We start from the raw sequence: 16,289 nt of genomic DNA on the forward strand, positions 1-16,289 counted from the left end.
TAGCCCTCCTTGCAACCAAAAGAATATTCCACCTTCCAATTCATTTAAATTAATGCGTTATGAAAAGACTTCTATCCGGAACGGACTTCTTCTTATCTGTCCTATTACGGAGCCAACCTGTTTTGGGCCGTTTGTGTTTTCTTTTACTGTTGTTTTTTGCGGTTAATGTGCAGGCACAGCAACCGCTGATTACAGGCAAGGTAACTGCCGATGGGGAGGCAATTCCCGGTGTGACTGTCCGGGTGAAGCACAAAACAGCTGGCACATCTACAGATGCCGATGGTAAATTTTCCATCGCGGCTGCTATCGGCGACACGCTCCTGTTTAATCATATTGCTTATAACAACCTGAGTGTTCCCGTAAAAAACGGGACGCCATTAAAAATAGTCCTTGAGTCACTCAGTAAAACTGTGAACGAGGTAGTGGTAGTAGGTTATGGCACACAGAAGAAAGCTACCCTCACCGGATCTATCTCGGTGGTAAAGGGAGCCGACATGGTACAAAGCCCACAGCCCAATATATCCAACTCGCTGACAGGCCGCTTTTCAGGGGTGATTGCCAATAACCGCTCCGGCGAACCCGGATATGATGGTTCCAACATCACCATCCGTGGGCTGGCTACCACCGGTAATAATGATGTGCTGGTAGTAGTAGACGGCGTACCCGGTCAAATAGGTGGACTCGAACGACTGGATCCCAATGATATAGAAAGCGTGTCTATCCTGAAAGATGCCTCTGCAGCCGTATATGGCAGCAGAGCTGCCAATGGTGTTATGCTGGTAACTACTAAAAGAGGGAAAACCGGTAAACCGGTGATCAACTATAGCTTTAACCAGGGATTTTCTTCTCCTACCCGCCTGCCCAAAATGGCCGACGCATACACCTATGCACAAATCAGGAATGAAATACAATATTATGTTAGTCCTACCGGCGGCATGAACCAGGTCTATACCGATGCACAGTTACAGAAATTCAAAGATGGATCTGATCCGGTTAATTTCCCCAACACCAACTGGCAGGAGGCTACACTGAAGAAAATGACCACGCAGAACCAACATAGCCTGTCTGTGAATGGTGGCGGAGAAAACGTACGCTACTTCGTTTCCCTTGGTATGCTGGGACAGAATGGGCTGTATAAAAACGGCGTTACCAAATACGACCAGTATAATTTCCGATCCAATATAGATGCAGATGTGACGAAAAGATTGAAGGTGAGTCTCTATTTGTCCGGACGCCAGGAAGACCGGCTATTTCCAACCACCGGTGCCGGCGACATTTTCCGCAGCATTTACAGGGCCTACCCCACTGTGCTGGACAGGTATCCAAATGGGTTGCCCACTACCGGTATAGAAAACAATAACCCGGTGATGCAGGCCACTGACGCCGGTGGTATCAACCGGAATCCGTCCCAGGTATTTAATGGTATTCTGAAAGGCTCCTATGCTATTCCAGGTGTGGAAGGATTATCGCTGGATGGGTATTTATCCGCTGATAAATCCTGGAACTTCGGCAAATCATTCAGCACGCCTTATAAGGAATATACATTTGACAAAACCAGTCAAACCTATGTACAAACAGTAGTAGGTGGTTCCGCTGGCAAAGCCTCGCTGGCGGAATCACAAAGAAACGTGTCTTTGCTAACCACCAACATCAAGTTGAATTATGCCCGCCGTTTTGGCCAGCATAATGTAAGTGCCTTTGTGGGATATGAGCAAAGCAAAAACACGCTGGATACCCTCAATGCTTCCCGTTTGAATTTCCCGACTCCTCAAACACCAGAGCTGTCGCAGGGAGGATCTACTGCTACAGATAAAAACAACTCTGGCAGCAGCTACAATTTTACCCGTAAAAGTTATTTCGGGCGTATTGCCTACGACTACCAGGAAAAATACCTCCTGGAAGTACAGGCACGTGTAGATGGATCTTCTACTTTTCCTCCCGGCAACCAGTACGGATTTTTCCCTTCCATGTCTGCTGGCTGGCGCATCTCAAAAGAAGCGTTTTTCAAGCCGGTTACTTTTATCAACGACCTGAAATTACGGGGCTCCTATGGCTCGCTGGGTAATGATAATGTAGGTTTATTCCAGTATTTCGATAACTACTCGCTGATAAATCAGTACGTACTCAACGGACAAATTCATTCCGGTATCGATTTGACCAAACTGGCCAATCCATATATTACTTGGGAGATTGCTAAAAAGATGGACCTTGGGTTGAATGCCATCTTCCTGGATCATTTCAACCTGGAATTTATTTACTTCCAACAGAAACGCTCTAAAATATTGACCCAGCGGAATGCCTCCTTGCCACAAACATCTGGTATCGTAAATCCATATGATAAGAACAAGCCATTGGTACCTGCAGAAAATATCGGTAAAGTCAACAGCAATGGTATTGAGGCCACGCTTGGCTATGATAACACAACCAGCGGCGGTTTCCACTACAATATTTCCGGTAACATAACCTATGCTAAAAACAAAATCATGTTCATTGATGAAGCTGCCGGACTGCCATCCTATCAGCGTCAAACCGGCGGACCGATGAACACTTACCTGTTGTATAATGCCATCGGCATTTTCAGAACAGCAGAAGATCTCAATAAATACAAACACCTGCCAGGTGCACAACTGGGTGACCTGATTTATGAAGATCACAATGGCGACGGTGTTATCAACGCGGACGACGCGGTGAGAACCAAATATGGCAATATTCCTGAGATCACCTATGGCTTAATATTAAATGCAGACTACAAAGGCTTCGATTTGTCGATCCTGTTTGCCGGTCAAAGTCATGTAAGTCAATATGTATTAGCTGAATCCGGCACTATCGGCAATTTTTACAGCAGTTGGGCAGATAACCGCTGGAGCCCAACCAATATTAATGGCAGCTATCCAAGGGTAGACGAACGGGCATCTGCTTCTGTTAATGGCGGCCGCTACAATAATTCCTTCTGGTTAAACGATGCTTCTTTCCTGAGATTAAAGAATATTTCACTGGGTTATACCATTCATGCGGCGCTGTTATCACGTGCCAAGATTGGCGCACTCCGGGTATATGCCAATGCATTTAACCTTTTCACCATTACTAAAGTAAAAGACTATGATCCTGAGGGGAACAGTGCCAACGGACAGTTTTATCCGCAGCAAAGGATCATCAATCTTGGTGTAAATGTTAAGTTCTAAACCGTAAAAAATCAAGCAATGAAAACGTCTCATATAATATACAATCTGGCTTTAGTTGCCGCTGGACTATTCACTTCCTGCAAAAAGGATTACCTGAACATCACACCAACAGATCGTGTGCTGAGTAGCGCCGTGCTGTCTGATTCTTCCTTATTTGAAAACTATATTCTCAACCGGTACCTAAGTATTACCATGCAGGAAAAAGAGGGAGAAGGAACTAATCCGGGATTTGGCAGAGGATTCGAATATGCTTTATGGAGTTCTATTTCGGACGAATCTATTTATAACAATGATGATAATACCTGGGTGGTACAACAGGGACAGCTGGCGCCCGAAAACACGGGTATAGCGGGTACCATCTGGGGAAGAAGCTATCGCAGCATCCGGGAATGCAACTACGCCATCAATAACATTGATAGTGTAGGCATGAGTGCCGCTCTACGCAAAAGGCTGCTGGCAGAATTGCACTTTATCCGTGGTTACCGTTATCATGACCTGATCCGCAACTATGGTGGCGTGGTGCTGATGGGTAATAAAGAGTACAATCTGACCAGTGATCTCACGGATCCGGCTTTATTTAAACGGGCTACCCTGCAGGAGTCTATGGATTACGCAGTTGCTGAACTAACGGCTGCCGCGGCAGATTTGCCGGTAAACAATGACGGTACCTGGCAATCCGGCCGCGCCACCCAGGGTGCAGCACTGGCATTGAAAGCACGCCTGTTGTTATATGCCGCGAGCCCGCTGTATAAAGTAGGTACCTGGCAGGCCGCCGCTGCTGCCGCGAAAGTAGTAATGGACATGTCTAAATACTCGCTGACAGACGACTACAGCCAGTTGTTCCTGAAATCGGATAACAATGAAATCATTTTTGCACGTCAGTATGCGGTAGGCGCACGTCACGTATGCCTGGAAATATCCAATGGCGCCAATGGTTACGGCGGATGGGCAGGTAATACGCCCTTGCAGAATATGGTAGATGCCTATGAAATGAAAAATGGTAAACCAATTACAGATGCTACCTCCGGCTACGATCCGCAAAAGCCATATGATAACCGTGATGCCCGCTTCTATGCCACTATCCTTTATAACGGCGCGCCTTACAGGGGTTCTACTGTACAAACATTCTCCCCTGGTGGCAAGGACGGCAAAGATGGTCCGTCTAACTGGAATGCTACCAAAACAGGTTACTATCTCCGTAAATTCATGGATGATAAAAATCCTATTGATAATCCCTGGGATATAGCTGGATTACAGCCCTGGATATATTTACGTTATGCAGAAGTATTACTGAACTATGCAGAAGCACAAAACGAAGCAGTAGGTCCGGATGCGTCCGTGTACGATGCCATCAATAAGATCAGACGACGCGCCAGCGTAATGCAGCCGGTACTGACACCAGGACTATCTCAAACGGACATGCGGACAGCTATACAACGGGAAAGACAAGTAGAGCTGGCATATGAAGAGCACCGTTTTTATGATGTGCGCAGATGGAAGATTGCCAACACCACAGAAAATGTACCCGCTTATGGTATAGACGTCAGCGTTACTGCACCTGGTGTATATAAGTACACCAGGAAAGTAGCTTTGGGTGGCAGGTTGTTCAGCGACAAAAATTACTGGCTGCCTATTCCACGAGCAGATATACTGGCATCCAACAAAAAGCTGGAGCAGAATCCTGGCTATTAATTTATCCGCAGTATAGTTTAATTAAAGCCGCAAAGGAATAAACAGCAGGCTATGGAGATAAAATACCGGTCAACAAGTTTCGAAATAAATCCACCTGTATTTTATTATTTTACGGTCTTGCGTCATTTGATGTTATATTCCTTTGCGGCTTCGCGTGAACCAAACCGCTTTATTAATGAACATGAAAAAAGTAATTTGCTCACTGCTCCTGTGCGGTGTGTTACAAGCAGCAGCATCGCAAAGCAGTACCCCCATACAGGTATATATAGACCTACAACACACAGCGCAAACCATTCACAACTTTGCGGCCTCCGATGCCTGGGCATGTCAATTTACAGGGAACTGGCCCGACAGTAAAAGAGTGCAGATAGCTGATTGGCTGTTTAGCACAGACACCAGCAGCAACGGACAACCCAACGGAATAGGCTTATCCATGTGGCGGTTTAATATTGGCGCAGGGAGCGCCGAGCAAGGCGAAAGCAGTGGTATCAAAGATGAATGGCGGAGAGCAGAGTGCTTCCTGGGAGCGGATCATAGCTACAACTGGCAAAAACAGGCGGGGCAATTATGGTTTTTACAGGCAGCTAAAGCAAGAGGCGTTACCCGGTTCTTAGGGTTCCTGAACAGTCCTCCGATAGCATTTACCAGCAATGGTAAAGCGTTTGCAGACCATGGTCAATGTAATCTTGCTCCTGATAAATATGAAGCAGTTAGTAATTTTCTGAAAGATGTGATACGCGGTATACAAAAAAATACCGGTGTAACGCTCGGTTATATCAGCCCGGTGAACGAGCCGCAATGGGACTGGAGCGATGGCGGACAGGAAGGTTGTCCGTATAACAATGAGCAGATATATGGACTTGCAAAAGCGATTGATAAAAAATTCAATGCAGATCAGCTTTCCACCAGCATACTGCTTACAGAAGCGGGGCAGCTCAATTATTTATATTCCAGCGAAAACAAACCAGATAAAGGCATGCAGATAAAAGCATTTTTTGATCCGCATAGCGCTACTTATCTGGGTAATCATAAAAATATTTACCAGGGGATAGCAGCGCATAGCTACTTCACTACTTCGCCGGCAGATACGGCTACCGCTATACGAAAAAGAGTACTGGCTGCACTTAATGGAATAGCATTCTGGCAATCAGAATATTGTATACTGGGTAACAATGCCGGGGAAATGGACGGCAACAAAGCAGACCTGGGCATGGATGCCGCTTTATATATGGCGCGGGTCATCCACACAGATCTCACCGTAGCGAATGCCTCCGCATGGCAATGGTGGCTGGCAGTATCCCCCTATGATTATAAAGACGGACTCATTTACGTAGATAGAAATAAAACAGATGGACAAATTCACGATACTAAAATGTTGTGGGTGTTTGGTAATTACAGTCGCTTTGTAAGACCCGGTGCTAAAAGGATTGTGGCAGAATTGAGCGATAGTACTGCCGCGAAAAACATCTTGGTATCTGCCTATAAAAACACGGACAACCGCGTGAATATTATTGTTATCAACAGCGGTACCACCGCCAGCACCATTGCTATTCAATGCAAAGAGCTGCGTAACAAAAGTATACGCAGTTATACCACCAATGCACAGGAAAACCTGCTACCCGGTTATGTTTCCGGCAACACATTTTCTGTGCCAGCCCGTTCTGTAGTAACATTGACAGGAAAAATAAATAAGTGATGAAAAAAATTAGTTTAGCTATTTTAATGTTGTTCTGCTGTTTCCAGTTAAAGGCGCAGCATACCTTTCAGTTAGGTGACTCCGCCTTTCTGCTGGATGGAAAGCCTTTCCAGATGATTTCCGGGGAGATCCACTACCTGCGGGTACCACGTGAGTCGTGGCGCGACCGGATCAGGATGGCAAAAGCAATGGGGCTGAACACCATCGGTACCTATGTATTCTGGAACATGCATGAACCTGAGCAGGGACATTATGATTTTTCCGGTAACAATGATGTGGCTGCATTTGTAAAAATTGCACAGGAAGAAGGGATGTGGGTGATATTACGTCCCAGTCCGTATGCCTGTGCTGAATGGGAGTTTGGTGGATATCCCTACTGGTTGCAGAACAAAAAAGGACTGGTGGTAAGGAGTAAAGAACCTCAGTACTTATCTGCTTATAATAACTATATTAAAGCAGTAGGTAAACATCTGTCGGGCCTGCAAATAAATCATGGTGGTAACATCCTGATGGTGCAGATAGAAAATGAATATGGTTCTTATTCCAATGATAAAGACTACCTGGAAATAAACCGTAAAATGTTTGTAGATGCAGGATTTGACGGATTACTGTACACCTGTGATCCGGCTAACGATGTTGCCAACGGACATTTGCCTGGCTTGCTCCCCGCAGTAAATGGCGTGGATGATCCGGCAAAAGTAAAACAACTGGTGAGAGATAATCACAATGGTAAAGGACCTTTCTACATTGCAGAATGGTACCCTGCCTGGTTTGATTCCTGGGGAGAAAAACACCATACTGTGCCCTACGAAAATTACCTGAGCCGGTTGGATCGCGTATTAGCGGCGGGCATTTCCATCAACATGTATATGTTTCATGGAGGCACTACCAGGGGCTATATGAATGGCGCCAACTATAACGACCAAAGTCCTTACCAACCACAGATCAGCAGCTACGATTATGATGCACCGCTCGATGAAGCAGGTAATGCTACACCGAAGTTCATGAAATTCCGGGAAGTGATTGCGAAGCATTTACCGGCCGGACAAACATTACCAGAGGTGCCTGCTAAAAAACCGGTGATCACTATACCTTCCATTACCTTTAGTCGTAGCAATGCTTTATTCAATACGTTACCGGCAGCAGTTAAAAGCGTTGATCCGTTAACGTTTGAGGACCTGCAACAGGCATATGGATATGTATTATATCGTACTACCGTTACCGGTGGTAAGCAGGCATTGCTGAAAATAAAAGATCTCCGTGACTATGGCCTGATATTTATTAACGGCAAAAGAGCGGCAATACTGGACAGACGCTTAGCACAAGACAGTGCAGTAGTAACACTCCCGGCGGGAAAGGTAACACTGGAAATACTGGTGGAGAACCTGGGACGCATCAATTTCGGTCCTTATCTCCTGAAAAATAAAAAAGGGATTAACGGCGAGGTATTACTCAATGGCCAGGCCATACATAACTGGCAACAGTTTAAACTACCGTATGATAAACAACCTGTTGTAAAAGCGGGCACTGTTGCCGCTGATGCACCAGTATTAAAAGAAGGTAGCTTTGTACTGAGCAGTGTAGGTGACACCTACCTGGACATGACAAATTGGGGTAAAGGAGTGGTATGGGTGAACGGACATCACCTGGGCAGGTACTGGCAGGTAGGTCCGCAGCAAACATTATACGTACCGGCAGAATGGCTGAAAACGGGCAGCAATAAGGTAACCGTACTGGAAATGATTAAACCTGGTGCAAATACCTTGCAGGGGCTAGATCATCCGATACTGGATGTAATACAGTAACACAAGAAAAGTTTGCGACAGCTATTGGAGCGGGGTTCCGTTTCAATAGCTGTTTTTTTATCTTTATAGGGTACCCGCCCTCCGCGTTATCCATGAAAAAATTTGCTTTGTTAGCCGTTGCCTTTTCGCCAGCTTACCTGTTTTCTCTCAATCTTCTTTCTTCACCAATAACTCTTGGAGCGATTTTTGCAATTTTCACACCATTACCTTACCATTTATTTTGTAGCCGATCATCCCGTAATTACCCGATATGAAAAAGTTTCTGCTGTTAGCCGTTGCCTGTCTCACTGGTATTACCACCTTTTCACAAAGTTTTATGCATGCAATAGGTATATCCACCTTCATTGATCATACTTCACGGATGAGAAATGTTGTGAGTGCTGCTATCACTTACTCTCCCCGTTTTAACCTGATGGAAACCAAAAAAATGTCGGTATCTGTAGGTATTCCATTGAGTGTGGGTGGTTCCGGCGGCAGTGGTGGAGGATCCGAGGGTTACTACGTTGGCGATGACTATTACTATTATGACGATAATGATGATAGTGGTCCTAAAACCAAAGGACGATGGATGGTAGATGTCCCTGTTATTATTAACCTGAATTTTGCAGGTCTTTCATCAAAGATCAATGAAAACAAATTTGGCTTTTTTGTGGGTGGTGGCTTTGGTTATCACTATGGTCCGGTAAACCTGGAGCATGTGGATCGTAACGGCAACCACTACACGGATTCCACCATGCAAAACTCCTATGGCCCTATAGGCAACCTGGGCATGCGTATCAAGCTGTCTAAGCGCACACATGAAGGTATTGACATCAAGTTCTCCTACATGAAAAGTGTGAGCAAAAGACAGCCCGATATTTATGGCGTTGCGGTGATGTATGCTTTTTAATGATTGATATTAATGGCTACCCTGGCAAAGTAAAAAGAGCCCAGTGATCCCATTTGCACAGACGCATATTTAAATACGCCAAAATAACTATTACCGTATACCTGTTTATCCGGGAAAACATCCAGGATATTATTGGCACCGATAGTAATCACCACTGGTTTCAGGGCATAGCTGAGCGACAGGTCAGTGACTACCTTTCCCTTATGTACCTGTACTTCTCCAAATGGAAAACTATTACGTGACACTTCTCCGAAGTATACATTACGTAACAATACACTGAATTTCTTATAACCATAGGTAAGTGATAAATTTGCTTTTACCCTGGGTGTACCTTCTGTAATCAGGATACTGTCGTTAGGAGAAAAGAAAATCTGCTCCTGTCCTTTTAATCCTGCCGGAATATGCAGATCTCCGGTAATCTTATTTTTGTTGTAGTTGAAGCCCAGAGAAGCATTAAAGCTATGTGGCCCTGTACGGATATTGTAATCTGCTACCACATCTATCCCTACCGTGCGGGTATCTATGCCATTGCTGAAAAAGCGGGCAGACGTGGCGCCCAGCGGATTAATAATATTTTGTATTGCTGGTACCGGCTCTCCACTGGCATCAAATCCAAAGCTGCCGGTGAGTACAATTCTGTTTTTAATGTTGGTCAGGTAACCATCCACTGAAATGCTGAAGTTACGGGCTGCCTGTGCAGTAAAGCCAAGACTGTAGTTAACAGACGTTTCCTGTTTTAATGTAGGAATACCCAATGCCTTTGCAACATTGCTCTGATTGGTAAAAAATCCGGATTGTCCGAGTGTGTTATCCGGTAAGATATCTGTGCTCAGCGCACTGAAATACTGCTGGTGTAAAGAAGGTGCGCGGAAACCATTACTCACGGCGCCTCTTACGTTAAACACGTCAGATATTTTGTAACGGGTAGCCATTTTACCACTGAGTGCTGTTCCAAAATCACTGTAATGTTCCAGACGCGCTGCAGCGCTGATTAACCATTTGGAGGTTACATCCAGTTCTCCGTCTATATAAATACCCGTATTATTCCTGTTTTTATGAATCGCATTCTGTGGAGAAAAACCGGTAAAAGATTGCGATCCACCGGCCAGGCCGGAAGGATTGGTGACCGTACCATCGGGTTTGGTTACCAGTGCATAATTTTTCCAGGAAGCTTCTTCTCCTTCCCGGATGCGGTAATCGTCTACCCTGAATTCGGCGCCAAAGGCCAGGTTGAGGCCTGCTGCCACCTGCGTAAATCGGCGGCTGAAATCCAGGTTAGTCGTGTTTTGCAGGAACTCATGTCCGCCGGCTTTAAACGCTGTAGGAGAAGCAGCCTGCAGGGAAGCATTCACGGTATGATCTACCCGGTAATCGAAGCGGTTATCGCCGAGGGTATTGCTCAGGTCTGCCTGCCAGTCTCCCAGCTTATGTTTCAGTCCTATTGCAATAGAACGGTCGTGGATACGCGAATCAGTAGAGGGTTGAAAACCGTCCGGGAAAATGGGGTATACATTCACCGTGGGATCGCTTGGGAGGCGCCGGAAACCGAAACCTTGTCCCTGCCGGTAGCTGTAGCCCCCAAAAGAATAGAATTCGCTTTTCCCGTTGTTAAAAGGCAACGATAAATTATAGAAAACACCCCCGTTTTTTATTTGGGCATCGCCGATCTGGAAATTGAAATCATCTCTTTTCAATCCTTTCTGTTTCAGCATATCATCATCATACTTCCGGGAGGCAGCAGGATCGCTGGTAAAATCGTAGGAGAAAAAGTTATCCAGGGCAGACTGATCGAAGATGATCAGGTTATTGTTTTGTGCCCGGGTAGTTTTGCCTCTCTGGTAGGCTTCGCCGCTGATGTTGAGGTAGCCGCCCTGTTTGCCCAGGCCGGTACCGTAGTTAAGGCTTAGCTGTCCCAGGCCACCATCGCCGCGGGAGGTAACGCCACCCGTTACGGCAGCAAACAGCTGATGCGTATTTTGCTTCAGTATAATGTTGATCACACCGGCAATAGCATCTGAGCCGTATTGGGCGGAGGCGCCATCACGCAGCACTTCTACCCGGTCGATCGCTGAAGCGGGGATGGCGTTCAGATCGGTGCCTACCGAGCCATTACCTACTGTTCCCTGGTTATTGACCAACGAGGTAGTATGACGGCGTTTTCCGTTAATCAGTACCAGCAACTGATCTGGCCCCAGACCCCGGATACTGGCCGGATCAATATGCTCACTTCCATCGGAGGAGGATTGTCTGTTGGAGTTGAAGGAAGGAGAGATATATTGCAACAATTGATTCAGGTCATTTTGCGGGGCCAGGATCTGTAATTTAGAGATGTGAAACACATCTACCGGCGCCACCGTATTCAGGCGGGTACGACCACTGCTGCGGGTACCCACCGTCACAACTTCATTCAGCGTGCGCACCGCAGGAGCAGGAATAGTATCTGTTACCTTTTGGGCTTGTGCAATACCGCTGACCAGTACAAGAAAAGAGGCAGGGAATAAAAATTTTATCATCAGACGTTGGTTATTGTTTGCGTGAAACGGTTACTTCTACACTCCATTCACTTCCACTTCCAATATGATGCGTAGCTGCAAAATCGCCCATATTAAGGGCAAACGACAATTGCATTAAGCTATTGAGGTAGCTCAATGGCTGGCCTTCTGCTACTGCGCCAAAGGTTTGGCTGTACGGGGCGTTGGTTTCGTATACTTTTTTGCCCTTGTGGAAGAAAGTTACATGCAGCACATCGCCGTATTTCAGTTGCAACTGGCTTATTAAATCCGCGGTGATATTCGTCCAGATGTTACCATACTGTACATCCAGGATGGAAATGTTTCCTTTCAGTTTTCCACCTTCCAGTACGGCTGTCTGGTAAGGAATGTTTACCACCTCTTTGGGCAATACAGGACCTACCTGTTCGTAGCTGATGGTGCCGGCTGCCAGTCTTGCGGCTGTATAGGCATATACATCCCTGCCATGGAAAGTGTATGATTTCTGCGAATCTTTACGGCGGTTCACGGCTTCGTCAATTTGCCGTATTTCTTCAATGCCCAGTGATTTGGCTACGAGCGTTAAGGTGCCATTATCTGGTGTCACGATAAAATGACCACTATTTGTTTTCAGGACCACTGATTTCCGGCTGGTACCTACCCCGGGATCTACCACAGAAACAAACACGGTTCCTGCCGGCCAATAGGGCACCGTTTGTTCCAGTCGATAAGCTGCTTCCCAGATATTATAGGCGGGTATTTCATGTGTAAGGTCATATAGTTTCAGGTCGAATGAAACGCCGGAAGCCACGCCCTTCATGGCGGAAACGGCGCCATCTTTCAGGCCGAAGTCGGATTGGAAAACCACAATCTTGTTTTGAGCAAATCCATAGCTGGTCACCAAAACGAGTACCAGACTGCTGATAAAACGGTGTAAGTCTTTTCTCATGAGTGTTAATTAGTCTACAAATTTAGTAGATTATTAGGAAATCAGTAAAAATTCTTACCTTGAAGGTAAGATTACCTTTATAATGAAGTACCAGGAACTACCACCGCCATCTTATCTTAAAAACCATGTCCGTTATTTCTGGACACTGGAGAGTAGTGGTACCGAACATTTACCTCATATATTCGGGCCTGTAGCGGATGGCTGTCCCGGATTAATTTTTCAGCAATCACCTAACAGTACTTTTTTCCTGGACGATAAACAATTGCCGGATCTATTGCTGTACGGTCAAACGACCAGGTATACAGAATTACATTTAACAGGTGTTTTTTGTTCCATAGGCGTTTGTTGTTATCCCAATGCATTGAAATCCATTTTCGGATTAAATGCAGATGAACTGACCAATACCTGTTTAGATCTGGATCTGCTGGAAGCTTCCAAAGATTTTTATCTCGCTGAGAAATTATCTGATACCACTTCCATGGCGGGAAAAATTGACGTAATCGCGGCATTTTTGTTTAACCAGATCAACAAAAACGAGGGAGCAGCAGATGATATCACGCAGTTTGCGTTATCCCGTATTATACAATCCAACGGCAGCATTTCGTTAAAAGACCTGCAGGAGCAATTGCAGTTAACGGAAAGAAGTTTTGAGCGCCGGTTCAAACAGGGCGTAGGCATCTCTCCCAAATTATTTTCCCGGATATGCCGTTTTCAAAATTCATTAGCGCAGTTGAGGAGCAACAATTACAGTAAGCTATCTGATATCGCTTTCGAAAACGATTATGCCGACCAATCCCACTATATACGTGCCTTCAAAGAGTTTGCAGGCTTCTCCCCTTATCAGTATCAAAAAAAGTCTTCTGAAGTAACGGCTAATTTTCTGTTGATGGCCAAATAGGTGTTTGTCTTATCGGCGGGTTCCTTTAAATTGGGCCGTAAATAAAGAAAAGGACTGTATGGAGATATTTGTATCTACCGCCCGATTGATTCTGAGAGAATTGATTCCGGCCGATGCCCCTGGTATGTTTGAGCTGGACTCAGATCCGGAAGTGCAGCGGTACCTGGCCAACCAGCTCATTACCACCATGGAAGAAGCCCGTGAAAAAATCAATTTTATCCGGCAGCAATACAAAGAGAATGGTATTGGAAGATGGGCAGTCATTGAAAAAGATACCAACAGTTTTGTGGGTTGGGCTGGATTGAAGCTGATCACCACACCATTTAACAACCATGTAGATTACTACGATCTGGGTTATCGGTTTATAAAAAAATACTGGGGCAGGGGCTATGCCACTGAATGCACCATCGCTTCACTGAACTATGGATTTAATCAATTGAAACCGGATGCTATTTATGCCTGTGCAGATGTAGAGAATATCGGCTCCAACCGGGTGCTAGAAAAAACCGGATTTAAAATGCAGGAAACTTTTCATCTCGACCAGGTGCTTCATAACTGGTTTAAGATCAGCCGGGAAGAGTGGGCACAACGTTACTGAGCGGGCGATACTGACTGAGGTGTAGTTACAGCAGGCTGCATTAACTTGCTGTACACTAATAAGGAGCCAACCCTTTACCCTCAAAATCAGTATCCCATTTATGAAGATTAACAGCATACAGTTCTTACGCGCGATAGCAGTCATTCTCGTTGTACACGTACATGCTATTGATACTCAGGAAGCCTTTTCCGTATCTCATCAGCAAAAATTTTATTTCCTGGAAAACTTTGGCGCCATAGGTGTGGACCTGTTCTTTGGGATATCGGGTTTTATCATCAGTTACGTGGCAAACAGCTATTTTGGAGCKAGGGAAGGTGTTGATTTTCTGAAGAAGCGTTTTTTAAGAATCAATCCTATTTATTATGTGGCCAGTTTGCTGTTCATGGTAATGTTTTGTTTGTTTGACAAATTCTTCCCTGTGATAGCAGTATTAAATGGCTTAAAAGATACGGCGTTGATGTTACCGGTGTTGAACTCGCAGAAGTGGCTGGCGCCTATTTTGATAGTGGGTTGGTCACTCAGCTATGAGTGGTGGTTCTATGTGTTGTTTTTCCTGCTGATTTTATGCCGTGTAAAAAATAAGGCATTATTGCTGTTACTTGTTATTCCTGCCCTGGTAGTTATAGGCCGGCTTTTACATCCTACTGATTTCAGGCTGATATTCTATACCAATCCAATTATGCTGGAGTTTCTCTTTGGTGTAATTATTTACTGGCTGTACCGGCATGCCAGAGTGGCTACCGGGGTGGCCGCGCTACTGCTGATACTGGGCCTGGCAGGATATGTTTATAATATCATTTATGGCTTTGGGAACATCTCCGAGCTGGGTAGTGTGACCAGTGGTACTGGTAGTTTGAAACGGGTATTACTGTGGGGATTGCCCAGTGCATTTATTTTGGCCGGCAGTATTTTCCTGGAAAAGAAAGGAGTATTTGCCAGACTATGGAATAACCGCTTTGGTCTCCTGGTAGGAGATGCGTCTTATTCTATTTATTTAACGCACTATACACTCTTTTACGTATTGACGCAGGTGTATATACAAACTGGTTTCTTCTGGAATCCGGATCTTTCCATATTGGTACATATGGTGCTGGCAGTGGGAGCGGGCATTTTTTTCTACCTGAAGGTAGAGCGCCCGTTGATAAAACTGCTGCATTCCAAGCCACCTGTACAACAACCTCCCGTTCGCGCTGCTATGCCATGACTCAATATCAGGGGGTATTGGGTAACCAGCCCCCTCTTTTCATCCACCAGATCATAGGATCCAACCATTCGTATACGGGTAACCGTTGGGTAAATCCGTGGTTGCCTGTGGGAAACAGGTGTAGCTCTGCAGGAATCCCCCCTTTCAGCATGGCCTGATAGAAGGCTACACTGTTATTCACGCTTACCACCATATCATCATTGGCATGCGTAATATAAGCCGGTGGTGTATTATTGTTGACCCATTCCTCATTGGAAAAGAACGCAATCTTTTCTGCCGTAGGAGACTCTCCGATCAGGTTGATTTTTGAACCTGCATGAGCAAGGTCTTTGTTCATGCTGATAACAGGATATACCAGGATCATAAAATCCGGGCGCAGGTCAGTATTTTCTTTATTGGGAATATAGCTTCTGGCGCTATGGGTACCCAACGTGGACGCTAAGTGCCCACCGGCGGAATAGCCGGCAATACCTATCTTACTCTTATCCAGCCCCCACTTATCGGCATTCATCCTTACCAGTTTAATGGCCTGTTGGGCATCCTGTAAGGGGCCCATGCTTTTGTCGCGCATGGTGGCATCTGAAGGCAGTCTGTATTTCACCACGAAGGCCGTCACACCTTTGGTTTTAAATGCTTCTGCTATTTTAATACCTTCTTCATCGAAGGCGAGGAAAGCGTAGGCGCCGCCAGGAAAGATAATCACGGCGGTACCATTGGGCTTTTCCGGTTTATAGATAGAAATAGTGGGGGCATCTGCGGGAGCTGTTTTGCCGATACTGTTGGGAATAGAATCTTTGTAAAGCGGTAATATTTCCTGGGCTTTTAAACGGGTAATAAATAATGCCAGCGGAAAAACAAGAAGGGCCAAAAGCTTTTTCATGCGCAGA

Annotated in this window: 11 protein-coding genes; 8 read left to right on the plus strand and 3 right to left on the minus strand. The window is 45.5% G+C overall.

What is annotated here, in order from left to right:
• The first annotated feature begins 59 nt into the window (after window positions 1-59).
• The 5 genes from AC1DCV_RS10965 to AC1DCV_RS10985 all read left to right on the plus strand — a co-directional run bounded on the left by AC1DCV_RS10965 (window position 60) and on the right by AC1DCV_RS10985 (window position 9,264).
• The gene (locus AC1DCV_RS10965; protein WP_477023219.1) at window positions 60-3,182 is read left to right on the plus strand and encodes a SusC/RagA family TonB-linked outer membrane protein; all 3,123 of its coding nucleotides are present in this window, start codon (window positions 60-62) and stop codon (window positions 3,180-3,182) included.
• An 18-nt stretch (window positions 3,183-3,200) separates the two neighbouring features.
• The gene (locus tag AC1DCV_RS10970; protein ID WP_477023220.1) at window positions 3,201-4,874 is read left to right on the plus strand and encodes a RagB/SusD family nutrient uptake outer membrane protein; all 1,674 of its coding nucleotides are present in this window, start codon (window positions 3,201-3,203) and stop codon (window positions 4,872-4,874) included.
• Between the two features lie 181 nt (window positions 4,875-5,055).
• Window positions 5,056-6,570, plus strand: coding sequence for a glycoside hydrolase family 30 protein (locus tag AC1DCV_RS10975; RefSeq protein ID WP_477023221.1), 1,515 nt, complete (start codon window positions 5,056-5,058; stop codon window positions 6,568-6,570).
• Entirely contained in the window at window positions 6,570-8,375 is a 1,806-nt protein-coding gene (locus tag AC1DCV_RS10980) for a glycoside hydrolase family 35 protein (RefSeq protein ID WP_477023222.1), read from the plus strand. Before AC1DCV_RS10975 ends, AC1DCV_RS10980 begins: the two co-directional genes overlap by 1 nt.
• Window positions 8,376-8,625: 250 nt before the next feature.
• Entirely contained in the window at window positions 8,626-9,264 is a 639-nt protein-coding gene (locus tag AC1DCV_RS10985; protein ID WP_477023223.1) for a hypothetical protein, read from the plus strand.
• Here AC1DCV_RS10985 and AC1DCV_RS10990 read toward each other — a convergent pair.
• A complete protein-coding gene (locus AC1DCV_RS10990; RefSeq protein WP_477023224.1) occupies window positions 9,261-11,777 on the minus strand; it encodes a TonB-dependent receptor plug domain-containing protein in 2,517 nt (838 codons plus the stop codon). The two genes, AC1DCV_RS10985 and AC1DCV_RS10990, sit on opposite strands and share 4 nt — an antisense overlap.
• 10 nt (window positions 11,778-11,787) lie before the next feature.
• A complete protein-coding gene (locus AC1DCV_RS10995) occupies window positions 11,788-12,702 on the minus strand; it encodes an SAM hydrolase/SAM-dependent halogenase family protein (protein WP_477023225.1) in 915 nt (304 codons plus the stop codon).
• A gap of 82 nt (window positions 12,703-12,784) precedes the next feature.
• Here AC1DCV_RS10995 and AC1DCV_RS11000 point away from each other — a divergent pair, with 82 nt between their 5' ends.
• The 3 genes from AC1DCV_RS11000 (at window position 12,785) to AC1DCV_RS11010 (ending at window position 15,402) form a co-directional block, all read left to right on the plus strand.
• Window positions 12,785-13,600, plus strand: a complete 816-nt coding sequence (locus AC1DCV_RS11000; protein WP_477023226.1) for a DUF6597 domain-containing transcriptional factor — start codon at window positions 12,785-12,787, stop codon at window positions 13,598-13,600.
• A gap of 58 nt (window positions 13,601-13,658) precedes the next feature.
• Window positions 13,659-14,198: a GNAT family N-acetyltransferase gene (locus tag AC1DCV_RS11005; protein ID WP_477023227.1), complete on the plus strand. Its 540-nt coding sequence runs from the start codon at window positions 13,659-13,661 to the stop codon at window positions 14,196-14,198.
• 100 nt (window positions 14,199-14,298) lie between these two features.
• Entirely contained in the window at window positions 14,299-15,402 is a 1,104-nt protein-coding gene (locus AC1DCV_RS11010; protein ID WP_477023228.1) for an acyltransferase family protein, read from the plus strand.
• Window positions 15,403-15,409: 7 nt separating this feature from the next.
• Here AC1DCV_RS11010 and AC1DCV_RS11015 read toward each other — a convergent pair whose 3' ends face one another.
• A complete protein-coding gene (locus tag AC1DCV_RS11015) occupies window positions 15,410-16,282 on the minus strand; it encodes an alpha/beta hydrolase (protein ID WP_477023229.1) in 873 nt (290 codons plus the stop codon).
• Between the last annotated feature and the right edge of the window lie 7 nt (window positions 16,283-16,289).

Source organism: Chitinophaga sp. 10T418 (genome assembly GCF_056394125.1).